The sequence below is a fragment of the Burkholderia sp. AW33-5 genome (genome assembly GCF_053427615.1).
The window spans coordinates 146,125-168,289 of the sequence record NZ_JBSAXA010000003.1 but is presented as its reverse complement, the minus strand read 5'-3'; the positions used below and the strand labels follow the sequence as shown (position 1 = coordinate 168,289).

17 protein-coding genes and 6 pseudogenes are annotated in these 22,165 nt (G+C 65.1%); 12 read left to right on the top strand and 11 right to left on the bottom strand.

Going from position 1 to position 22,165, the window contains the following annotated elements:
• Nucleotides 1–192: 192 nt before the first annotated feature.
• The gene (locus ACV22V_RS07500) at nucleotides 193–1,167 is read right to left on the bottom strand and encodes an NAD(P)H-dependent flavin oxidoreductase (RefSeq protein ID WP_448013404.1); all 975 of its coding nucleotides are present in this window, start codon (nucleotides 1,165–1,167) and stop codon (nucleotides 193–195) included.
• Between the two features lie 108 nt (nucleotides 1,168–1,275).
• Here ACV22V_RS07500 and ACV22V_RS07495 point away from each other — a divergent pair.
• Nucleotides 1,276–2,085: pseudogene (locus ACV22V_RS07495) on the top strand (IS5 family transposase).
• Between the two features lie 91 nt (nucleotides 2,086–2,176).
• Here the strand turns inward: ACV22V_RS07495 and ACV22V_RS07490 are convergent.
• Together ACV22V_RS07490 and ACV22V_RS07485 are read right to left on the bottom strand one after the other, a co-directional pair.
• Nucleotides 2,177–2,812: a 3-oxoacid CoA-transferase subunit B gene (locus ACV22V_RS07490; protein WP_448013403.1), complete on the bottom strand. Its 636-nt coding sequence runs from the start codon at nucleotides 2,810–2,812 to the stop codon at nucleotides 2,177–2,179.
• Nucleotides 2,809–3,489, bottom strand: a complete 681-nt coding sequence (locus ACV22V_RS07485; RefSeq protein ID WP_448013402.1) for a CoA transferase subunit A — start codon at nucleotides 3,487–3,489, stop codon at nucleotides 2,809–2,811. Before ACV22V_RS07485 ends, ACV22V_RS07490 begins: the two co-directional genes overlap by 4 nt.
• 133 nt (nucleotides 3,490–3,622) lie before the next feature.
• On the opposite strand from ACV22V_RS07485, the gene ACV22V_RS07480 reads away from it, so the two are divergent.
• Nucleotides 3,623–4,528 carry a LysR family transcriptional regulator gene (locus ACV22V_RS07480; protein WP_448013401.1) on the top strand — a complete coding sequence of 302 codons (906 nt, stop codon included), beginning with the start codon at nucleotides 3,623–3,625 and terminating at the stop codon, nucleotides 4,526–4,528.
• A 71-nt stretch (nucleotides 4,529–4,599) separates the two neighbouring features.
• Here the strand turns inward: ACV22V_RS07480 and ACV22V_RS07475 are convergent.
• Nucleotides 4,600–5,416, bottom strand: a pseudogene (locus tag ACV22V_RS07475) (IS5 family transposase).
• 365 nt (nucleotides 5,417–5,781) lie between these two features.
• Here ACV22V_RS07475 and ACV22V_RS07470 point away from each other — a divergent pair.
• Nucleotides 5,782–5,942, top strand: a pseudogene (locus ACV22V_RS07470) (integrase core domain-containing protein); the annotation flags it as partial.
• Nucleotides 5,943–6,229: 287 nt separating this feature from the next.
• Nucleotides 6,230–7,162, top strand: coding sequence for a phytanoyl-CoA dioxygenase family protein (locus ACV22V_RS07465; protein ID WP_448013400.1), 933 nt, complete (start codon nucleotides 6,230–6,232; stop codon nucleotides 7,160–7,162).
• Between the two features lie 331 nt (nucleotides 7,163–7,493).
• Here ACV22V_RS07465 and ACV22V_RS07460 read toward each other — a convergent pair.
• Nucleotides 7,494–8,587 (bottom strand): annotated as a pseudogene (locus tag ACV22V_RS07460) (IS3 family transposase).
• Nucleotides 8,588–8,721: 134 nt separating this feature from the next.
• On the opposite strand from ACV22V_RS07460, the pseudogene ACV22V_RS07455 reads away from it, so the two are divergent.
• A pseudogene (locus tag ACV22V_RS07455) lies at nucleotides 8,722–9,563 on the top strand (GNAT family N-acetyltransferase).
• 75 nt (nucleotides 9,564–9,638) lie between these two features.
• Here the strand turns inward: ACV22V_RS07455 and ACV22V_RS07450 are convergent.
• Together ACV22V_RS07450 and ACV22V_RS07445 are read right to left on the bottom strand one after the other, a co-directional pair.
• Complete coding sequence (locus ACV22V_RS07450; RefSeq protein WP_448013399.1) at nucleotides 9,639–9,851, bottom strand: hypothetical protein; 213 nt, start codon at nucleotides 9,849–9,851, stop codon at nucleotides 9,639–9,641.
• Nucleotides 9,852–9,892: 41 nt separating this feature from the next.
• Complete coding sequence (locus ACV22V_RS07445) at nucleotides 9,893–10,150, bottom strand: hypothetical protein (protein ID WP_448013398.1); 258 nt, start codon at nucleotides 10,148–10,150, stop codon at nucleotides 9,893–9,895.
• Nucleotides 10,151–10,439: 289 nt separating this feature from the next.
• Here ACV22V_RS07445 and ACV22V_RS07440 point away from each other — a divergent pair.
• Nucleotides 10,440–11,503: pseudogene (locus ACV22V_RS07440) on the top strand (DUF1800 domain-containing protein); the annotation flags it as partial.
• 22 nt (nucleotides 11,504–11,525) lie between these two features.
• On the opposite strand, the gene ACV22V_RS07435 reads toward ACV22V_RS07440, so the two are convergent.
• Together ACV22V_RS07435 and ACV22V_RS07430 are read right to left on the bottom strand one after the other, a co-directional pair.
• Nucleotides 11,526–12,719 carry a tyrosine-type recombinase/integrase gene (locus tag ACV22V_RS07435; RefSeq protein ID WP_448013397.1) on the bottom strand — a complete coding sequence of 398 codons (1,194 nt, stop codon included), beginning with the start codon at nucleotides 12,717–12,719 and terminating at the stop codon, nucleotides 11,526–11,528.
• 307 nt (nucleotides 12,720–13,026) lie between these two features.
• Nucleotides 13,027–14,202, bottom strand: a complete 1,176-nt coding sequence (locus ACV22V_RS07430) for a helix-turn-helix transcriptional regulator (protein ID WP_059697696.1) — start codon at nucleotides 14,200–14,202, stop codon at nucleotides 13,027–13,029.
• 241 nt (nucleotides 14,203–14,443) lie between these two features.
• Here ACV22V_RS07430 and ACV22V_RS07425 point away from each other — a divergent pair, with 241 nt between their 5' ends.
• Nucleotides 14,444–14,824 carry a DUF4377 domain-containing protein gene (locus ACV22V_RS07425; protein WP_321852520.1) on the top strand — a complete coding sequence of 127 codons (381 nt, stop codon included), beginning with the start codon at nucleotides 14,444–14,446 and terminating at the stop codon, nucleotides 14,822–14,824.
• Nucleotides 14,825–14,853: 29 nt separating this feature from the next.
• On the opposite strand, the gene ACV22V_RS07420 is transcribed toward ACV22V_RS07425, so the two are convergent.
• Complete coding sequence (locus ACV22V_RS07420; protein WP_448013396.1) at nucleotides 14,854–16,242, bottom strand: DHA2 family efflux MFS transporter permease subunit; 1,389 nt, start codon at nucleotides 16,240–16,242, stop codon at nucleotides 14,854–14,856.
• 282 nt (nucleotides 16,243–16,524) lie between these two features.
• Nucleotides 16,525–16,875: a VOC family protein gene (locus tag ACV22V_RS07415; protein WP_057925050.1), complete on the bottom strand. Its 351-nt coding sequence runs from the start codon at nucleotides 16,873–16,875 to the stop codon at nucleotides 16,525–16,527.
• Between the two features lie 258 nt (nucleotides 16,876–17,133).
• Here ACV22V_RS07415 and ACV22V_RS07410 point away from each other — a divergent pair, with 258 nt between their 5' ends.
• The 5 genes from ACV22V_RS07410 to ACV22V_RS07390 all read left to right on the top strand — a co-directional run bounded on the left by ACV22V_RS07410 (nucleotide 17,134) and on the right by ACV22V_RS07390 (nucleotide 22,158).
• Entirely contained in the window at nucleotides 17,134–18,273 is a 1,140-nt protein-coding gene (locus tag ACV22V_RS07410; protein WP_059537661.1) for an LLM class flavin-dependent oxidoreductase, read from the top strand.
• 176 nt (nucleotides 18,274–18,449) lie between these two features.
• Nucleotides 18,450–19,643, top strand: a complete 1,194-nt coding sequence (locus ACV22V_RS07405; RefSeq protein WP_448013395.1) for an acyl-CoA dehydrogenase family protein — start codon at nucleotides 18,450–18,452, stop codon at nucleotides 19,641–19,643.
• 10 nt (nucleotides 19,644–19,653) lie between these two features.
• Nucleotides 19,654–21,411 carry an FAD-dependent oxidoreductase gene (locus ACV22V_RS07400; RefSeq protein ID WP_448013394.1) on the top strand — a complete coding sequence of 586 codons (1,758 nt, stop codon included), beginning with the start codon at nucleotides 19,654–19,656 and terminating at the stop codon, nucleotides 21,409–21,411.
• Entirely contained in the window at nucleotides 21,411–21,929 is a 519-nt protein-coding gene (locus ACV22V_RS07395) for a flavin reductase family protein (RefSeq protein ID WP_059951051.1), read from the top strand. Before ACV22V_RS07400 ends, ACV22V_RS07395 begins: the two co-directional genes overlap by 1 nt.
• 37 nt (nucleotides 21,930–21,966) lie before the next feature.
• Nucleotides 21,967–22,158, top strand: coding sequence for a hypothetical protein (locus ACV22V_RS07390; RefSeq protein WP_223964670.1), 192 nt, complete (start codon nucleotides 21,967–21,969; stop codon nucleotides 22,156–22,158).
• Nucleotides 22,159–22,165: the final 7 nt, after the last annotated feature.

Genomic DNA, 22,165 nt, shown 5'->3' with positions numbered 1-22,165 from the left:
CAGCCGCGGCCGTCGTGCTGGCCGGTTGCGTCGTGGTGCCGGCGCGTCCGGTGTATTACCGGCCCGCGCCGGTCGTCGTATATTGATCGCGCCGGTCGGTGGGCGATCGACAGGATCGATATGCCGTTCGAACTGGATCTCGGTGAAATCGACCCTCTCCGCCAAAATGAACTTAAGAGTGTATTGACGCGTCTACCAGGCGACCCATTGGCTAGCGCGCCGGAGGCTGTCCTGGCACTCACGCACCATGCGTTCGAGCAGTTCCGCACAGCTAGGAATATCGTTGAAGAGTCCGACGCATTGGCCTGCCGTGATGATGCCGCCGTCGCGATCGCCGAACTCGAGCGCGGCGCGTCCGCGCTCCCCGAGCACGAGTGAGCGAATCTCACTGAACGTGCAGCCGCCAGGGCGTGTTTCAATCGATATGACCTTTCTTGATACCGCGTTATTGAGGACGCGCGACGTATTATTCAACGTGCGAAAAATGAGTCGGGTATCGCGTTCGGTGGCGGCAACAAGTGCGTGCTTGATCTCGACGTGTATGGGGGCCTCTTGCGTCGCGCAAAAACGCGTACCCATGTTCACCCCTTCGGCGCCGAGCGCGAGTGCAGCCGCCATGCCACGGCCGTCGGCGATGCCGCCTGAGGCGATTACGGGCACTTTGAGTGCTTGCACGGCCGCGGGGATAAGCACCATGCCGGCGATATCGTCCTCCCCTGGGTGCCCAGCGCATTCGAAGCCATCGATCGATACGGCGTCGACGCCCAGGCGTTCGGCGCAGCGCGCATGGCGAATCGAGGTGCATTTGTGAATGATCGCGACGCCGTGCTCCTTGAGTCTCGTAATCAAGAGGGAAGGGTTGTTGCCGGCGATTTCGACGATCTTCACACCCCTTTCAATGATTGCGTCGACATAGGCTTGATAGGGCGGCGGGTTGATCGACGGAAGAATTGTCAGGTTGACGCCGAAAGGCCGGGCAGTCAGTTCACGGGCTCGGTCGATCTCCGAACGCAAAGCATCGGGCGTGGGCTGGGTCAGCGCGGTCAGGATGCCGAGGCCGCCCGCATTTGAGACGGCGGCGGCCAGTTCGGCGCGGCCGACCCATTGCATGCCGCCTTGGACGATAGGGTAGCGTATGCCGAGCAGTTCGGTGATTCGGGTTTGCATGGCGTTCCTTGATTCGATTAAGAAGCTGTTGCGAAATTACCCGTAGGGGGCTGTTTACTTTTTCCCGTTGGTGTTAACTTTCTGTCTTGTTTTGTCCGACAGGAAGCGATGCCTAAAGAACTCATAGACGACGCTGTGGTCACTTATAGAGCCGTTGCTGCCCGTACCAGCGTCGCGCAATCGCCGATACGCCGGGCGCAAACCGACTCCGGACCGCGCTGTACTTACCGGCATCGTGTTCGTGCTGCGCTCAGGCATTGCGTGGAACCTGCTGCCGCAAGAGATGGGTTGCGGCTCGGGCACCGCCTGCTGGCGACGACTGGTCGCGTGGCAGCAGGCGGGAGTCTGGCAATGTATCCACGAGACGTTGCTGGCCGAGTTACGCCGTCGCGGCCAGCTCGATCTGGCACGCGTCATCGTCGACAGTTCTTCAATTCGCGCCATGCTGGCAGGAAAAAAACCGGGCAGAACCCAACGGATAGGCGCAAGCTCGGCAGCAAGCACCACCTCATCGTCGACGCGCAAGGCATTCCGCTCGCGGTCATCCTGACCGGCGCGAACCGTCACGACATCACCCAGCTTGATGCCTTGGTCGGCGCGATTCCGCACATTCGTGGCAAGCGGGGACGTCCGCTGCACAAGCCGCGCGTCGTTCAAGGTGACCGGGGCTACAGTTCCGAACCGCCCCGACAACGCTTGCGCGAACAAGGCATCACTCCATTGCTGGCCAAAGTTCGCTCGCCGCATGGTAGCGGCCTGGGTAAAACCCGTTGGGTCGTGGAGCGCTCGATTGCCTGGCTTCATTCCTTCCGACGCCTGAAAATTCGCTATGAACGATATGCCCATGTTCACGAGGCCTTCCTGTCGCTCGCCTGTTCTCTGATTTGCTGGAAACAGCTAAAGCCCTTTCTTAACTAATTTCGCAACAGCTTCTAAAGCGGTCGGACTTGCTGGCTTCGCAGTCCGGGTGACAGTCAGGATAGAGCGGTGCACTGGTCGTGTTTCGCACTCAGGTCAAGAGCTTCGCTTCCGTGAGCGAGCGGAGCTGATCCAGCGTCAGGCCATCGACAATCTGCTCGACGCGCAGGCCATCGCGTTCGACGCGCAAGATGGCAAGATCCGTATAGATGCGCTTAACTACGCCGCGCGCGGTGAGCGGCAGGTGACATTCGCGCAGTAGACGGGGGCGGCCATCGCGGGTGACGTGTTCCATCAGCACCCACACTTCGCGGGCGCCGAATGCCAGCTCCATTGCACCGCCGACTGCTGGCTGTTGATTCGGATCCGCACGCGTCCAATTCGCGAGATCGCCGTTTTCGGCGACTTCATAAGCGCCAAGGATCGCCAAGTCGAGATGACCGCCGCGCATCATGGCGAAGCTGAGCGCCGAGTCGAAGATCGACGCGCCTGCTTGCAGGCTGACGGCTTGCTTGCTGGCATTGATCAAATCGACATCCTCGAGTCCAGAAGGCGGGCGCGGACCGAGATGCAGGATACCGTTTTCGCTATGCAAAAAGATTTCACGGTCCTGCACAAGCTCGTCGCCGATGAGGGTAGGTAGGCCGATGCCGAGGTTGACGTGGGCACCGTGCGGGATATCGCGCGCGGCGTGCTGCGCAATCCGTTGTCGAGTCCAGTGCTTCATGCTCCAGCTCCGGGCACGACAACTACGCGATCCACGAATATGCCAGGTGTGTCGATGTGTTCCGGATTCAGGCTTCCCGCTTCGACAAGCGTGTTGACTTGCGCGATTACGATACGCGCGGTCGTGGCCATGACGGGATTGAAGTTACGTCCCGCAAGGTGATAAATGAGGTTGCCGAACCGATCGGCAGTGTGTGCGCGCACCAGGGCGATGTCAGCATGTAGTGGCAGTTCGAGGACATGCTGCATTCCGTTGATCCATTCGGTGCGCTTTCCCGCTGCGAGTGGCGTGCCGACTGTAATGGGGCAGAAGAAGCCGCCCAGACCGGCGCCAGCACACCGGATCCGCTCGACCAGCGTGCCTTGTGGCACCAGTTCGAGTTCGATCGCGTGGCGTCGGTATGCGTCGCGAAATGCTGTGGCTCCTGCAGTGATCGGGTAGGAGCAGATCAGCTTGTGCACGCGCCCGGCCGCGATCAGTTTGGATACGCCCCGGTTGTCGAAGCCGGCGTTATTCGAGATAACGGTAAGATCGGTGGCGCCGTGTGCTAGCGTGATGTCGATCAGGGCGTCGGGCAGCCCCGAGCTGCCGAATCCTCCTACCATCACGACTGCGCTGTCGTGCAAACCGGCGAGTGCGGCGACATCGCGATTCACAATCTTGTTCACTTGTTGCATGAGCAATCCGCTCCGTATTCGATTCGAGCTTCCTCGCTCGAGCATCGCTTGCCGTCATGCTCGTCCCGATAACCCATAGTTTCAACTGGTATTGGGTTAAAATTTGATAACTTTATCTTATTGAAATGAGCGCATGAATCTTGAGCTGAGGCACTATCGTTATTTCGTCACCTTGGCCGAGCTCCTCCATTTCGGTCAGGCCGCCGAACGGCTTGGCATCTCGCAACCCGCGCTCAGCCAGCAGTTGCGTGTAATCGAGCGAGCCGTCGGCGTGCCCCTGCTGACTCGTTCAGGACGGCGTCTCGCATTGACGGAGGTTGGCACTGTGTTTCGCGACGAGGCGCAGGCCGTGTTGAACCAAGTCGAACGAGCTGAACTGGTGATTGCGCGAGCATGCCGCGGCGATATTGGTGCCTTGTCGATCGGCTATGTGGCATCAGCCACGCTGTCGGGCATGCTGCCCCCGCTACTCGCCGAATTTCGCGACACCTATCCCGACGTTCAGATATCGATCCGCGAAATGGACATGACGGCCCAGCTCGCGGCCGTGGCGGACGGAACGCTTGAAGTTGGCTTCGTGCGGCTACCGATATGCGATGTGTCCGACGAGGTGGACTTGCGGATGCTCGAGGCCGAGCCAGTGGTGGCCGTGCTCAATGTGAAACATCCGCTGGCTCGGCGCGCGCGCGTCGACGTCGCCGACTTGCGGGATGAAACCTTCATTTGTACCGATACCCAGCATGGAACGGGCTTCTATGCGACCACGATCGAGGCTTGTGCAGTTGCCGGGTTTCATCCGCGCATCGAGGCGCTGTCGCGGCAGATGTCGACAATCATCAGCATGGTAGCGGCGGGTTTCGGGGTGGCGCTCGTTCCCGCCTCCCTATCTCGCTTTGCTCAGCCCGATGTCGTGTTTCGCGCGCTGGTACAGACGGACCTAACATCACATCTCGCGTTGGCCTATCGCAAAAATCGACCCTCCCCACCGGCTCAGCGGCTGATTCTGCTATGTCGGCGGCGTTATACGGTGCCGACGTGAGTGCCGACTGGTGACACGCTGGGGCAGTACAGGCTGAGCTGTCGCGCCGCTCCGTCTCTTAAGAGGCCAGTTCAAAAAGGCTGCTCGATGCGCCTGAGGATGTTCCAACAGACAAGCGAGCAACCGAGTTTGAGGAATGCTTCGTGAATGTCAGAGCGTCGCTCGAAGCGAGTACGTAGGCGACGGAAATTGTGGAGCCAGGAGTGCGTGCGTTCGACCACCCAGCGATATTTGCCAAGTCCGATACCGTGTTCGGCGCGGCGCTTCGCGATCATCGGCTGGATGCCGCGATTGCGCAGGGCTTGGCGATGCCGCTCGGAGTCGTAGCCGCGATCGGCGTAAACCACGCGAGGCCGTTGAGTCGGGTGGCCGCGCAGGCCGCGAATTGGCGGAATCGCGTCGATCAGCGGCAGCAACGGCGTCACATCGTTGACGTTCGCGGCAGTCAGGATCGCAGCCAGAGGTGTGCCGTTGGCGTCGGTGACGATGTGGTGCTTGGAGCCGGGTCGCGCGCGATCCGTGGGGTTCGGGCCAGTTTTTGGCCCGCCCCAACAGCCCGTACCGATGATGAGTCGACGGCCGCACGTGAGAAATCGATCTGGTCGGCCGCCCGCAATTCGGCGAGCAATAGTTCGTGGAGGCGATCCCACACGCCGACTTCGTGCCAGTCGCGAAGTCGGCGCCACAGGTCGTCCCCGAACCGAAGCCGAGCTGGGTTGGCAGATGGTTCCATCGAATGCCGGTCTTGAGCACGAACAGGATGCCGTTCAATGCTGCCCGGTCCGGAACCGGAAACCGTCCTGGATTCTTCGAGCGTCGCGGTTTCGGCGGCGGGAGCAATGATTCGATGAGTACCCACAATTCGTCATCAACGATCGGCGCTTGCATTCCTCATGATCCTGTTGCTCAGATGCTTGAGGTTAACAGCTCGCCGGTGAAGCTAACAGCCCCTCGAGGGCCTTTTTGAACTGGCCTCTTAGCCATTGATTCGTCAAGGGCGTTTTTCTTTGGTTCAAGCGACAGGTGTCACGGACCGGTGTCCCACTTTTTGGTTCATCGCGGATCACCACCTTGCACCTGCCTTCGCACCTCGCCAAATCGCGCCACGGCGTTTTCTATTCCTTCGGCAGTTCAGGCAGCGGCCCGCGGGCCGCTGCCTGGGACGCTACCATTCGTCGTTTCTTCTTCATCGGCATATCCATGATTTTTACCTCTCATGATATGCACCGCCCACATAATGGCGGATAGGTCCCGTCAAGTACGAGGATGTCTACCTGAAAGCATACGAGTCGATCAACCATGCCCGCGTTCCATCGGCGAATACATCGAGTTGTACAACCGAAAACGGCCCCATTCGAGCTTGATCGATCAGACGCCGGATCAGGCCGACGCTTCACCGCAAGCCTGCTCCTGAAAGCCGACTTCGGGAGGCCGTCTTCCATCTTCTGAACAGCATCGCTGGCTTCCGCCAGCGTACGTGACACACTCCGGCCAACCCTCTATTCCGACAGATCGGATAGCAACTGAATTTGAGGAACGCGTCTGCGCTACGCCGCCTCTGAATGACACCGCTGGAAACGTACGGATTTCGACCGCCATCGACGACTAACGTAAGGTATCGAACAAAAGCATTCCGCCCAAAACATTAGTATGGCGACGTTATTATTCCGCGATCCTTAAACTCTCGTCATCAATGCCCCTGTGCGCGCCAATCTTCCTTCCCGGTTTCATCACGATGGTTTTGCGGTTATCAACCAGCTGGTCGACGTATCGGAAATCGAACTTTTGCATGAAATCGGCCATCGTTTGTTCAGCAACCGCACCGGCTATGCGCAGGGTCTGATGTTTGACTTCTATCCGGAGTCGGATGAATGCAATTCTGCACCTCAACTTCTCCAACTCCACTGGGCGTCATATTACGAGCGTCGGCTGTCGAAACTTCACGTCCGCCGGAACGCCTTCGACATTGCAAAGGCGCTGCTCGGCCCGGATGTTCGTTTTGCCGGCGACAGCTTTTTCCTGAAGCAGTCACATACGCACACCCCTACGCCATGGCATCAGGACGACGCGTTCACCGATGCGCGCATCGACCATCGCGAAGTCAACTTCTGGATTCCACTGCAAGCCGTCTCGGTCGATAACGGTTGTATGCAATTCATCCCCGGATCGCATCTGTACGACGTTCTGCCGCATACGATGCTTAGGGGTGACGCGACGGCACATGGACTCGAGTGTATTGGCGAGTTTGATCGAGCGCGCGCCGTGTCGTGCCCGCTCATAACCGGAGACTGCACCGTGCATGCGGGGCGCACACTGCATGCCGCAGGTCCGAACCCCTCGAACGAGCCGCGTTACGCCTACGCGCTCCATTTCCGGCTGCCGCGACGACGCTCGAACAGCGCGGTGAACTTCCCTTGGCACGACGAGTGGCAACCGTTGCGCATCTCACGATCCCGGGCGTCCTGGTGTCTGCGCGGATACTGGCCGTACTTCAGACGCGAAATGTATACGTTCGATTTCCGCAATCCGTTTGAGTGGCAGCTCATAGGCCGCAGAGTTGCACGTTGGCTGCGCGCGTTGCGGCAACCAATACCCGAAGCAATGCCGGGGGAAGCGACAGGTACCGATACCTGACCAACGACCATTGCCTTGCCGACCGGTCATCGTGCACGGCGTTTCGCCGGATCCCGAAGTTGCTCTGCATGTCCTGCCGCTGTCGTTATCGCCTCCGAAGGGGCAGTGAACCGCCGTGAGCGGTGGCAGATTCAACCGATCAATTCAACAGCTTGATGGGGCAGAGTCAACCAGTTACCGTAACACCGCATTTCTGAACAGATTTCAGGTACTCGTCGAGAGCTTCAGCCTGCGCCTTCCAGGCGAGCGTTTTCCGGGACCTGGCGTTCAACGTATTGGCAACGGTTTGAATCCTTCGCGCGCCCTGACCACGGCAGGATTTTGTTGCCAGTTAAGCAGTGAGTCGCATGTCGATATTATCGGACTCCAGCCACGCTCGACGGATCGTAGCTGGAGGTTGGTAGCGATGAGCGCTATGCAGGCGTCGCTCGTTGTAACACTGCCGCCACTGCTCGATGATCCCCTTGGCTTCGGCGCGGCTGTGGAACCATTCGCGATTCAGCAACTCGTCGCGCAGCTTGCCATTGAAGCTTTCGACGAAGCCGTTTTGCCATGGGCTTCCGGGCGTGATGAAGGTCGGGCGCGATAGACGCACCGCGCAACCAGCGCATGACGCAGGCGGCGGTGATTTCCGCGCCGTTGTCCGACCGAATACACTCCGGCTTGCCATACAACCGCATCAACCTCGACAGCACCAAAATCACGTCCTGCGAGCGCAGGCTGGCGCCGACCTTGATCGTTAGACATTCCTGCGTGTATTCATCGATTACACACAGCGTCTTCAAGACCGGGCCGTCCACCGGCTGATCGTGGACGAAGTCGTAGCCCCAGACCGAATTGGGCCGCATCGCACGGGCAGGCGAATGTCGCTGCCGCAGCGTCGCCGGCTCGCCGTCTCGGGATGCTCAGCTTCAGGGCTCGCCACAGGCGACGCACCTGCGATTCGCCCAACGACAGCCAGGCCGAGATACGGCGATAGCCAAAGCGCGGCGCCTCCTGAGATGTTGCGATCAACTGCGCGCCCAGAAGCCGATCTTTCTCTGGCTGCTTGGGTTTATAGGCCGGCACCTGGCGACTCAACCCCAGGTAACGATATACCTTGCGTTGTGGCATCCCCGCTAAGTCAGGACTTCCAGCGCTTCGCGCCGGCCCGTCGGGGTGTTCATTTTTTCGACCGAACTCCTTCATGCCATCGATCACCAGCAGTTGCTCGGCGATCAGGCGTTTCAGCCGCTCGTTTTCCAATTCAAGCTCTTTAAGCCGACGGGCTTCGGCCACACCCATACCGCTGAATTTGTTTCGCCAGCGGTAGAACGTCTGCTCCGTGATGTTGTGCCGCTTGCACAGGTCTTTCACCGGCTCTTCACGGCTCTCGGCTTCCCGCAGAATGCGGATGATCTGTTCGTCGGGGTGTTGCTTCTGCATCGAGTTCTCCTTGATTCCAGGATAAGAGAACTCACTTGCCGTTTGGCCATATGATCCGTCTCAGGTCAACACCACTCCGATGTATTCACCGTAACGCGAGGCGGCAATCTCGAGCGCCGCGCCAGGAGCGAACCATGGATCGAAGCGAAGACTTTATCGTGCGCACCATGTCGGCCGGCGAAGTGGTCATGTCGGTCGAATGGGCGGCTGAGGAAGGGTGGAACCCCGGCCGGCATGACCCGCATTGTTTCAGGGAAGCGGACCCGGCCGGGTTCTTCGTCGGTGTCTGGCGCGGCGAGCCGGTCGCGTGCATCGCTGCCGTCGCCTACGACGAGCGCTTCGGCTTCATCGGTCTCTACATCGTGAAACCTGGGTTTCGCGGTCAAGGCTTCGGCTTGCGCGTCGGCAGCACGGCATGCGTTACCTTGGAGAACGAAACATCGGCCTGGACGGTGTCGTTGCCCAGCAGGCGAACTACAGGAAGTCCGGGTTCCGGCTCGCATATCGCAACATCCGCTATCAGGGGCGCGTGGATGACATCGGGTGCGCGCATGTGGCGGCGGCCGATGCACCGTTCGAGCTGCTGCTTGCGTACGATCGCCAGTGTTTTCCGGCGGCGCGCGAGCGTTTCGTCTCCGCCTGGATCGCACATCCGGATGCCGTTGCGCTCGCAACGGTCGAGGCCGGCCGTGTCGCCGGATACGGTGTCGTGCGCCGCTGCCACGCGGGCTGCAAGATCGGTCCGCTCTTTGCCAATGACGCCGACGTTGCCACGGGGCTGTTTCGTGCGCTGACATCGTGCATGCCGGGCGAGGTGATCGTGCTCGACGTGCCGGAAACGAATCCCGCGACCGTCGCGCTGGCGAAACGGCACGGCATGTCGAGCGTGTTCGAGACCGCGCGGATGTATACGAAAGAGCCGCCCGCGATTGCGATCGATCGCGTATTCGGGGTGACGTCGTTCGATCTGGGATGATCGTCGCGAGCATGGCGGCCCCGGAACGGACGCCGGATTCGTCCACGCGTTCGCCGACCTGAAGCCATCCCCTGACTACTTCTCGAACCAGTATTCGAACCCGGTGTGGTTCTGGTTGAAGTCTTTTGCGTCGGACATCGTTTCAGCGCGCACGATGCCGTGGATGCCACGGAACTTGCCAGTACCGCCGGTGATGTCCAGTTCCGTGAGGTTCTTCAGCCGGTTGCCGTCCGGCAGCTTGTGGTTGAGGAAATAACCGCGCGCGAAAATCCAGTCGCCGTTCTCCATTCTGTATTCCACGTAGCTGCGGCAGAGCCCGTTCAAGTCGGTCAGATCGCTGTCGCGCGGATGACGGCTTCCTTGAGAACGACGCCTTCGATGGTCTGGACCTTGCCGCCGTAGCTGCGGACCAGTTCGTATAGCCGCAACTGGTGCCCGGGAACATCGCCAACCTCGAGGACGTGTTGCTGCGTGTACTTGTTTCCGCTCGGTGGCGCATCGAACGCGGCGACATGCTTCTCCTGGGCAACGGCAGTTGTCGAAGCGAACAGCGCGCAACACGGCGCCGCGGAGGTTCCGGGTTTCATGACATCCTCACAGCGGGGAACGGTTGCACGCCGGCAAGACCGCATGCCCTTGGAATGGTGGCAAGGGCGGAAGGCGCCATCATTGTTCCTTTTGCCTATCGGCCGGCGGGGGCGAACGATCTGCCGATTGGGCAGGACAAACGCATGCTTGCCGCGGCTTGAAAGCCGATAGCAAGCGCCGACATCTTCGCGCTGAACCGAAAATATTTCGCTCATCCCGCGACGGATTTTCCGCCGGCCCCCGTTAAACACGGATACGCATCGCGAGAGCCCCGTCAGGGACCATCCGATCGACATCTCACCGGCCGCCATCGCGCTGAACCGTTTCGGTCTCGGCGCGCGGCCGACGAAGCGCCGCCTGTCGATCCGAAGGCCTCGCTGTTCGCCCAGTTCGACTGCTACGCCCCGAGGCCGGCCGCATGGGCCGGCGAACCCGACGCGGTCACGCTCGCCACGCGCTTCGCGACGACCCGCAACGCGACGACGAGAGACGAGGCGGCGGCCAGGCGTGCGACCGAGCAGTCGATTCGCCGCGACGGCTACGACGCCTATCGCAGCGCGGTCGCCGCACGCCTGAACGGCGCGCTCGTCACGCCCGCGCCGTTCGTCGAGCGTCTGGTGCATTTCTGGGCGAACCATTTCGCGGTGTCGGTCGACAAGGGGCAGGTGGCCGCGTACGCGGGCGCATTCGAGCGCGATGCGATCCGCCCGCACGTGCTCGGCCGCTTCGAGGACATGCTCATCGCCGTCGAGCAGCATCCCGCGATGCAACTATTCCTCGACCAGGCGCGCTCGGTCGGTCCCGACAGCCCGGCCGCGCTGCGCGCCGAACCACGCAATCCGGAGGTGCGACGCGGCCTCAACGAGAACCTCGCGCGCGAAATCATGGAACTGCATACGCTCGGCGTACGGACGGGCTACACCCAGGCGGACGTGACGGAATTCGCGTGTGCGCTGACCGGCTGGAGCATCGCGGGCGGACGTGGGCCGCAGCCCGGCGATGCGGCGCCGGGCGCTTTCGTGTTCCACCCGAAGCTGCACGAACCGGGCGCACGCACGGTGATGGGGCGCACGTACGACCAGCAGGGCGAAACGCAGGCACGCGCGATCCTGGCCAACCTGGCACGTTCGCCGGCGACGGGCCGGCATATCACGTTCCAGCTTACCCGCCATTTCGTCGCCAACAATCCGCCGCCGGCGCTCACCGACTGGCTCGCCCGCGCGTTCGAGACGGGCGGCGGAGATTTGCCGACCGTCTATCGCGCGCTGGTCGATGCGCCCGACGCGTGGTCGCCGGTCAATTGCAAGTTCAAGACGCTGTGGGAGTGGGCCGTGTCGTCGCTGCGTGTATTGAAGCGCGCGCACGGCGCGCCGCTCACCACCCGATCCGGTGCTTCTCCTCGGTTTCGCTGTGCCGCCAGTCGTCGTCCGCGTGCAGATACTGGCTCGTCGTCGTCAGCGACACGTGCCCGAGGTTGTCGCGCACGAGCCGCAGGTCGACGCGGCCATCGGCCATGTGCGAGCCCGCACTGTGGCGCAGCCAGTGCGCGGATGCCTGTTCGAGCACGCGCGCCTGTTCCTCGCCTCCATTCCCTTGCGCACGCAACCGATCGGCCGCGAACCGGAACACCTGCTTCACGATCCGGTGCAGCGCCGCGCGCGTGAGCGGCTTGCGCGTGCGATTGGCCGGCAGCACGAGCGGCGTGGATTCGCCGTCGGCCGGCTGCGCGGGCAGGCCATGCGCGCGCCGGTAGCGCGCGAGCTCGGCCATCATCTCGGCGGTGGCCGGCACGAGCCGCTGCCGGCCGCCTTTGCCGGTCACGTCGAGCCACCAGCGGTCGCGCCCGTTCGCATCGCGCCGTGCAAAGAAGTGTCCCATCGTGGTGTCGGCTGCTTCGGTGATGCGCAGCCCGCCGAGATACAGCAGCGTGAACACCCAGCGCGCGCGATCCGCATGGAGGGCGGCGCGCGCGTCGTCGCGCGGCATCGCGGCGATCGCGTCCTTGACCGCCTGCCACAGCGGCGGCCCGAGATGGCGCGTGACGCGCGGCGCGGGCCGTCGTTGCCGCTGCCGGGACAGCGCGAGCGGATTGCCGGCGAGATAGCCGGCCTGCACGAGCCACGAGAACATCACGTTCAGGATCACCATCGCCTGCCGCTGGCTGGCCGCCGACAGCGGGCCGTAGAACGGCCGCCAGCGCGGGTCGCCGCGCGGATGCTTGCGGCCGCCGTTCGCACACCAGAGTTCGGCCGGCGCGGGCGCGAGCAGGAACTGCCGATAGCCGACGAGATCCTCGTGCGTGAGCGACGACAGCGGCTTGCCGCACGCGATCACGGCCCACAGCAGCAGGCGTTCGGCTTCCTTGCGGTAATTCTGGAACGTGGTGGGCGTATCGACGAAGCGAGCGAGCCACGCGCGCACGGCGTCGAGATCATGCGTCGCGGCGATCTGCGGATGCGCGCTGGTCGAGCGGTTGGTGCCCGCGCGTCCGTCGAGCGCGGCCGGCACGGTCAGCGTATCGATCGGCTGCGGCCGCAGCGCGACGCCGGACGGAACGGGTGAGGTCATGCGAAGAGGGGGCGCGGCTCGCCGATGACCGGGCGGGCGCACGCGGCGCGACAAAGCGTACGAGGAAGCGCCGATGGTAATACACGATCGTCATTTGGCGAAACGCAACGAGTTTCCAGTTGGCGCTTATACCGTCTACATCGGTCGTTCAGGCGCGAACCATTTCCTGCTTTCCGGTGTCAGCAGCAGTACTGCGGCGATGAGAAGCAGCGCATGGATCAATCCGAATCGATAGGGCTGATAGTCGTAGAAGAGCGATGACACGTTCAGCGTCATAGTGACGATAAGCCGCCATGTTTCGCGCACCTCACCCCAGCGACAACACGCTGTTCAGCAACGTCCGCACCAGCGTCGCCTGCCGCGTGACGCCCGTCTTCGAAAAGATCGCGCGCAGATGCGAGCGCGCGGTGTTCTTGCTGATGTCGAGCTCGTCGGCGGCTTCCTCGAGCGTCGATCCGTTGACGAGCGCGAGCGCCAGGGCGGTCTCGGCCGGCGTGAGGTCGAACAGCTTGCGCACGATGTCGTGCGACGCCTGCGACTTGCGTTCGCCATCGCGGATGAAGATCGCGCACGCGGGCCGGCGCGGATTGTCCTCCGACCATTCGCTGAGCGGGACCGTGCGGATCAGCACGCCGAGCGGCGGCTTGCCGGACGGGCGCGGTACGGCGATCGCCTGCGCGACCGTCGGCGCGCCGCCCGCGCGCTCCGCGAGCACCTGCCGGATCAGCTTCTGCAGCTTGCGGTTCTCCAGCGGATACGCGGCCTCGAGCGCGCCGCCGCGCACGCGCAGGCCGTCGCATTCGGCGAAGATCTCGTCCGCGACGGAGTTGGTCTTCATGATCGTGCCGCGCTCGTCGAGGATCGCGGTCGCGACGAGCATGCGGTCGATCGTGCTCGCGTACAGCATGCGCTCCGATTCGACCATCCCGAACTTCGCATGCAGGCGCACCGCGCGCTTCAGGTGCGGCAGCAGCGCGTTGCAGACGGCCTTGTCGGTCACGGAGAACGCGCGGCCGTGATGCGAGCGGCACACGCGGAACCGGCATTCGATCCCGTCGGGCGTGCGCAGGTCCGCGCCCATCAGGTAGCCGACGTCGAACGGCTCGAGAAACTCGCGATACATCGCGCTGCCGCGCCACACGCCGACGCCGAGCAGCTCGTCGACGGTGACGACGCGATCGCTCGGCAGGTTCACGAACGGATCGAGCGCGTAATAGTAGTTGTTGTACGAGGCGACGCCCGGCAGCGGCGCGCCGTGCCCGGACGCATTGATCATCAGCCCCGTGTGACCGCTGGCGGGCCAGCGCAGGATCATCGTCACGTAGTTCGCGTCCAGGTGAGCGCGGATCCGTTCGAGGGCGCCGCCCCATGGCACGTCCTCCAGCGGGCCTTCGTAGATGGTCGCGAGCAGCGCGTCGAACTGCTCGAGCGTCAGGCTCGATCGGGCAAGGCTCGGGGGAAGGGCCGGGGGCGCCGTGGTCATCGGGGGTGTCTCCTGTTGCCGCCGCCGGGTCGCGGTGCGCCGGGCGTGCGGGTGCGTGCACGGGCGTATCCGGACCGCCGGCGGCGGCGCGCAGCGGCCTGCACCGGAATACGGTAGCGCGCCGGCGCACGCGCGACATCGCACGAATGAGGGTGGCGGCACGCCGTTGTAAGCAATTCGTGAACTTTCCCGAAACGCCGTTCGTCTAATCGGCCCGCCAACGCTTCCCGAGGAACACCCGATGATTCGCAAGACCAGAACGCTGCTCGGTGCGGCCATGATCGCAGGCAGCACGCTGCTCGCCGGATGCCAGACCGATGCGGCCGCGACGGACGCGCGCGCGGCCCGCCCGGCCGACGGCCGGCCCGTGAGCAGGACCGTGTATGTCGCGCCGCAGGCGGCGCGCTGCACGGGCGTCGCGCCGATGGACTGCCTGCAGGTGCGCAGCAGCCCGGCGGAGCCGTGGAGCCTGTGGTACGCCGGTATCGAGGGCTTTGCGTACCAGCCCGGCTATCAATATGTGCTGGAAGTCGACGAATACCGCGTCGCGCAGCCGCCGGCCGACGGTTCGTCGATCCGCTGGGTGCTCAAGCGGGTCGTCGAGCGCCGTCAGGTGAACTGACGGCCGGCCGTGCCCGCCCGCGGCGCCGCTTACGCGGACGGGCGCGACGCGACCGGCCTCGGCGGCGCGGCGGCATCGATCCGCCGGAACACGACGGACGACAGCAGCGTGACCGAGCCCATGCAGACGAACGACAGCATGAAGCCGTTCGCCATCGAGCCCCAATGCGCGGCGAACAGGTTCACGAGCCCGCCGCCGATCGACACGCCGAGCCCCATCGCCAGCATCTGCATCATCGTGAACAGGCTGTTGCCGCTGCCGGCGTCGGCGTGCGACAGGCCCTTCAGCGTCACGGCGTTCATCGCGGCGAACTGCATCGAGTTCGCGGCGCCGAACACGATCAGCAACGCAATCTCCAGCGCCGGCGCGGGCCGTGCCGAGACCAGCGCGAACCCCGCGATCGCGCAGCCGACGATCCCCGTGTTCACGACCAGGAACGTCGCATAGCCGAAGCGTTTCGCGAGCGGCGCGATCCAGCGCTTCGCGATCACGCCGGCGATCGCGGCCGGCAGCATCATCATCCCCGACCGCAGCGGCGTATAGCCGAGCTGCACCTGCATCAGCAGCGGCAGCATGAACGGCACGGCGCTCGTGCCGATCCGGCACAGCAGGTTGCCGAGCAGCCCCGCACCGAAGTTCGGCTCGCGGAACAATCCGAGCCGGAACAGCGGCTGCGCACGGCGCCGCGCATGGGGCAGGTATGCGAGCGCGCTCGCCATGCCCAGCACGGCGAGCCCGATCGCCCAGCCGCTGCGGTGCGCGGGCATCGGCGGATCGATCGCGAGCGACAGCGCGATCATCGCGACCGACAGCAGCGCGCAGCCGACGAAATCGAACGGCGGCGGCCGCATCGCCTGATCGTGCGGCAGGAAGCGCTGCACCGCGAGGAAGCCGACCATGCCGACCGGCACGTTGACGATGAACACCCAGTGCCAGGAAATCGCCTGCGTGAGCCAGCCGCCGAGCGTCGGCCCGACGATCGGGCCGAGTTGCGCGGCGATCGACACGAACGCGATCGCCGCGACGTACCGTTCGCCCGGCACGCGGCGCAACACCGCGAGCCGCCCGATCGGCAGCAGCATCGAGCCGCCGATGCCCTGCACGGCGCGCGCGACGACGAGCTGGCCGAGCGTGTGCGACGCCGCGCAGCCGATCGACGCGAGCGAGAACACCAGGATGGCGAGCGAGAACACGCGGCGCGTGCCGAACCGGTCGGCGAGCCAGCCGGACGCCGGCGTGAGCATCGCCATCGTCAGCGTGTAGACGACCACGACAGGCTGCATCGCGAGCGGCGACGCATGCAGGCTTTGCGCGATCGACGGCAGCGCGGTGTTGACGATCGTCGTGTCGAGCGACTGCATGAAGAACGCGGCGGCGACGATCCACAGCAGCGCGGAGTGTGAGGGTTCGCGGGACATGACGAAACGGGAAGTGCGGCGACCGGCGCGGCGGCGACGTGACGGGCGACGCGGCCCGGCAGGCTCGCGCCGGCGCACGGCCGGTCTTCAAGCGTTCGATGGTACCGATTCCGGTGGCCATCGGGAAGCTGCCCGAGCGCATTGACCGTCATCGAACGTGCCGATGAAGCGGCGGGACGCTCGATCCCGTCTGGCTCATGACCCGACACCGACCGTTCCCGCGGCATCCGGCCGGGTTCCCGCCGGCCGGATCGCGTGGCACGCGCGCCACACGTGGCCGCGTCACGCGGCGCGTTTCTGCGAAATCACCAGCAGCGCGCCGTTGCGGTCCTCCAGCACCGCGCGGTATTCGTGCGGTCCCGCCTGCACCGGCACGCGCACCGACGCGCCGGCCTTCACGACCCGCGCCATCGCCGCGTACAGGTCGTCGTCCTCGTCCACGCGCAGCGTGAGCGCCGCGCGTTCGACGATCTGCTCGTCGCCGGCCACCAGCGCGATCGTCAGCGGGCCGCCGTCGAGCGCGCAATAGCGGTCGCCGTCGCGGAACTTCACGTTCAGGCCGAGCCCGTCGACGAACAGCGGCAAGGCCGTGTCGATGTCGTCGACCGGGTACAGCAGCATCGATACCTTCATTCCCTCTCTCCCTCGTCGTGGTGTGTACGGCCGCACCGGGCCGTCGTTCGATGCTAGCGCGCGGTGCCGGCCGCGACGCAGTCTGTTCGGATGACGGTGAAACCCCTCTGTCCCCGCATGCATGCCGTTACTCCAAACAGACGATGCCCGTGCGGGCCCGCGCGCCGACACTCCCATCCGTGGACCGTCGCTATTCGTCCGTATCGTGCGGGCGGCTGCACGACCCCGACTCGTCCAACATACATGGAGACGCACGCAATGAAGTTTTCCCTCATCTACGAAGCCCAGACCACCGACGCATCGCGCGAGGGCGACCACCGGGTGTTCAAGGAGACGGTCGAGCAGGCGCTGCTGGCCGAGCAGGTCGGTTTCGACACGATCTGGTGCGTGGAGCACACGTCGCTGACCAACTATGCGCACATGAGCGCGCCGGAAACCTTCCTTGCGTACCTGGCCGGGCGCACGACGCGCATCGGCCTCGGTCACGGCGTCGTGTGCCTGCCGCCGGCGATGAACCATCCGATCAAGGTGGCCGAGCGCGTCGCGCTGCTCGACATCCTGTCGGGCGGCCGCGTGCATTTCGGCGTCGGCAAGGGCGGCAGCCAGCAGGAAGCGGGCGCGTTCGGCTACGACCTCAACGAACTGCAGCCGATGATCGACGAGTCGATGTACCTGGTGCCGAAGATGTTCGTGCAGGACGAGATCGAGCACGACGGCACGTACATCAAGATTCCGAAGCGTCCGATCCACCCGAAGCCGTTCCAGGATCCGCATCCGCCGATGTACCTCGCCTGCACGAACACCGACGCGCTGCTGCGTGCCGGCCAGCGCGGGATGGGCGCGCTGGTACTCGGCTTCGGCGGCCCCGACGAAGTCGCGAAGAAGAACGCGATCTATCGCGAGGCATGGGCGAACCGCAAGCCGGAAGACCAGGTCGGCTTCCGCCCGACCCAGCACCTCGCGGCGCTGTGCCCGACGGTCGTGATGGCCGACGGCCAGAAGGCCCGCAAGATCGGCATCCGCGGCCAGCGCTACTTCATGGAATCGCTCGCGTACTGGTACACGGGCGGCGAGCGTCCGGACCCGGCGAAGTGGGGCGACGACCTCGTGCAGGCCGACACCGGCGAGATGGTGATCCGTTCGCGCTTCGCGTCGGAGGAAGTCGTCGTGAACTTCGCCGATCCGGCGCTCGCGATGATGAACCCGAACCACGCGTACGGCACGGTGGACGACTGCATCGGCTACGTGGGCCGCCTGCAGGAGGCGGGCGTCGACGAAGTGCTGTTCCTCTGCCAGATGGGCACGGTGCCGCACGACGCGCAGATGGAGACGATCCGCAACATCGGCGAGCACGTGATTCCGTTCTTCAACAAGGAGAAGGAGCGCGCCTGCGCGTAAGGCGGGCCGGGCCGTGCCGTGCCGCGCCCGTCGTCCCTTCGGACGATGCGGCGCGGCCGCGCGAGCCCGAGCATCGTCGGCAGGAGCCCTCGCTCGCGGCGCCGGCCGCGACGAACCACTTAGAGAGAGACCGGGATGAGCGCCGCCGCGCGCGCCCCGTATCACAGGAGACATTCGTGCACCGCGACAACGATTCGAACGCACTGGCCGCCACCCTGATCGCCCGGGCCGAGGCGCTGGCGCCGACGCTTGCCGGCCGCGCCGCGCAGGCGGAAGCGCAGGGCCGCATCCCGGCCGAGACGATCGCCGACATGCAGGCCGCCGGCTTCTTCAAGGTGCTGCAGCCGAAGCGCTACGGCGGCTACGAGCTCGATCCGCAGACCTTCTTCGACATCCAGATGGCGCTCGCGCGCGGCTGCATGTCGACGGCATGGGTGTACGGCGTCGTCGGCGTGCACAACTGGCAGCTCGCGCTGTTCGACGAACGCGCGCAGCAGGACGTGTGGGGCACGGATCCCGCGACGCTGATCGCGTCGACGTACATGCCGGTCGGCCGCGTGACGCCGGTCGAAGGCGGCTTCCGCCTGTCCGGCCACTGGAAGTTCTCGAGCGGCAGCGAACTGTGCGAATGGGTGTTCCTCGGTGCGCTGGTGCCGGCAGCCGAGGCCGGCCAGCCGCCGGAATACCGCACGTTCCTGCTGCCGAAATCCGACTACCGGATCCAGCAGGACTGGGACGTGCTCGGCCTGCGCGCGACCGGCAGCCACGACATCGTCGTCGACGACGTGTTCGTGCCCGCGTATCGCACGCACAAGGCGCTCGACGGGATGATGGGCACGAGCCCGGGCCTGGCCGTCAACGACGCGCCGCTGTTCAAGCTGCCGTTCGCGCAGATCTTCGTGCGCGCGGTGTGCACGTCGTGCATCGGCGCGCTGCAGGGCGCGCTCGACGATTTCACCGGCTATGCGGCCACGCGCGTGTCGGCCAACAGCGGCGCGAAGACGACCGACGATCCGGGTGCGCAGAACGCGTGCGCGAACGCGGCCGTCGCGATCGACGAGATGAAGGTGCTGCTCAAGCGCAATTTCGCAGAACTGATGGCATCGGTGACGGGCGGCCCGGCCGTGTCGATCGAGCGCCGCGTGCATTTCCGCTACCAGTCCGCGCAGGTCGCCGAGCGCTGCGCGCAGGCCGCGAACGCGCTGCTGCGCTATGCGGGCGGCAACGGCATCTATCACCGCAATCCGCTGGTGCGCCGCTTCCTCGACCTGCACGCGGCCCGCGCGCACTACGCGAACAACGTGGACCGCTTCGGCCAGAACCTCGGCGCCGTGATGCTCGGGCGCGAGAACACGGACTACTTCATCTGACGAGGCCGCGATGAACGACACGCAAGCGCAGCAATACGTGTTCGACGTCGTGGTCGTCGGCTCGGGCGCGGGCGCGCTGCTCGCGGCATGCCGCGCGGCCGACCGCGGGCTGTCCGTCGTCGTGATCGAGAAGACGACGCTGTACGGCGGCACGTCGGCGATCTCCGGCGGCGGCATCTGGATACCGTGCAACCACCATATCGCGGAACTCGGGGCGACCGATACGCGCGAGGCCGCGCGCCGCTATCTCGACGCGTGCACGGCCGGCGCATCGTCGCGCGAGCGGCTCGACGCGTATCTCGACCAGGCGCCCGCGATGTTGCGTTACCTCGAAACGAAGACGCCGGTGCGCTACCAGGCGCTGCCGAAGTACGCGGACTATTTCCAGAAGCTGCCGGGCGCGATGCCGGGCTATCGCGCGCTCGATCCGCTGCCGTTCGACGGTGCGCTGCTCGGCGACGAGCTCGACCGGCTGCGTCCGCCGTCGCCCGGCACGCTGATCGGCGGCCGCGTGGCCGTGACGTCCAAGGAGGCGCACACGCTGTTCTCGCGCGGGCCGGGCTTCATGAAGCTCGCGATCGCGCAATTCGGCCGCTACTGGCTCGATGTCGGCGTGCGTCGCCGCACGCGGCGCGACCGGCGCCTGACGCTCGGCAATGCGTTGATCGGCGGGCTGCGCCGCGCGCTGCTCGAGCGCAACGTGCCCGTCTGGCTCGACACGCCGATGCGCGACCTGCTCGACGTCGACGGCCGCGTGACGGGCGTGCGCGCGCAGCGCTTCGGGCAGCCGGTGACGATCGTCGCGCGGCGCGGCGTGATCCTCGGCGCGGGCGGTTTCGAGCGCAACCAGCCGATGCGCGAACGCTACCTGCCGCAACCGACGCAGATGCGATGGAGCGCGACGCCGCCGGCCAACACCGGCGACGCGATCGCCGAAGGCCACCGGCTCGGCGGCGCGCTCGCGCTGATGGAACACGTCTGGGGCGCGCCGACGGTCGGCGTCGCGGGCGAGGAGAAGCAGCGCGCGCTGTTCGTCGAACGCAACCTGCCGGGCTGCGTGATCGTCAACGGCCTCGGCAAGCGCTTCGTCAACGAAGCTGCGCCGTATTCCGAATTCGTGCCGGCGATGTATCGCGACCATGCGCGCACCGGCGCGTGCGTGCCGGCGTGGATGGTGTTCGACGCGCGCTTTCGCCGCAAGTATCCGTGCGGTCCGATCATGCCGGCGCCGATGATGCCCGATTCGCGGATTCCGGATGCGTTTCGCGACGTGCTCGTGAAGGCCGACACGATCGATGCGCTCGCCGCGCGGATCGGCGTCGACGTGGCGGGGCTGCACGACACGCTGCGCGACATGGCGCGTTACGCGGCAACCGGTATCGACGAAGCGTTCGGCAAGGGCGACAACCTGTTCGACACGTATTACGGCGATCCGAGGAACCAGCCGAATCCGTGTCTCGGGCCGGTCGACGAGGCGCCGTTCTATGCGGTGCGGATCGACGCGGGCGACATCGGCACGAAGGGCGGGCTCGTCACCGACGCGCACGCGCGCGTGCTGCGCGCCGACGGCGCGCCGGTCGACGGCCTGTACGCGATCGGCAACACCAGTGCATCGGTGATGGGCGCGAGCTACCCCGGGGCGGGCTCGACGCTCGGTCCGGCGATGACCTTCGGGTTCATCGCCGCCGACCACCTGGCCGCGCAAGCGGCCGACGCCGGCGGCCGGTCAGACCGGCCGTCCACGACTGAACTTGACGGAGTCCAATGATGAGCGATCTCACTACCCATCCGCTGCGCACCGACATGCTGCTGGCGATGCGCCGCCTCGCGCGCTCCGTCACGGTCATCAGCAGCGCGCACGACGGCCGGCGCTACTCGATGTCCGCGACGGCGGTCGATTCGCTGTCGACCGAGCCGCCTTCGTTGCTGATCTGCATCAACCGCAATGCGTCGCTGTATCCGCCGCTCGACGCGGGCGCGCCGTTCTGCGTGAACGTGCTGTCGGCGCGCCACGAAGGCATCGCGATCGACTGCAGCGGCCGCCTGAAGGGCGAGGCGCGCTTCACGACGGGCGAGTGGCGCACGTCGCCGCTCGGCGTCCCGTATCTGCACGATTCGCAGGCGAGCCTCGTGTGCGAGCAGGACGGCCGTTTCGAATACGGCACGCATACGGTGTTCATCGGGCGAATCCGCGAAGTGCTGATGAGCGGCGACGTCGATCCGCTCGTCTATCTCGACGGCGCATATACGACGCCGGGCGCGCCCGCGAACCGCGCGGCCGCGTGACGGCCGCGCGCTTTACCGCATCGGAAAGAGACGACTCATGACACGCAGACTGAACCGCAATATCGCGAACGATGCGGACACAACGATCATGCGAGCGCTCGTGCCGTTGATCGGCGCTGCGGCAACGCAAGTGCTGAACGCGTTCGCATGCATTGCACCGGCGCTCGCGTCGAACCCGGCACGGATTCGCGCGGGCGAAACCGGCCGGGATGCGGCCGGTGCGGCATGAGGAGCCG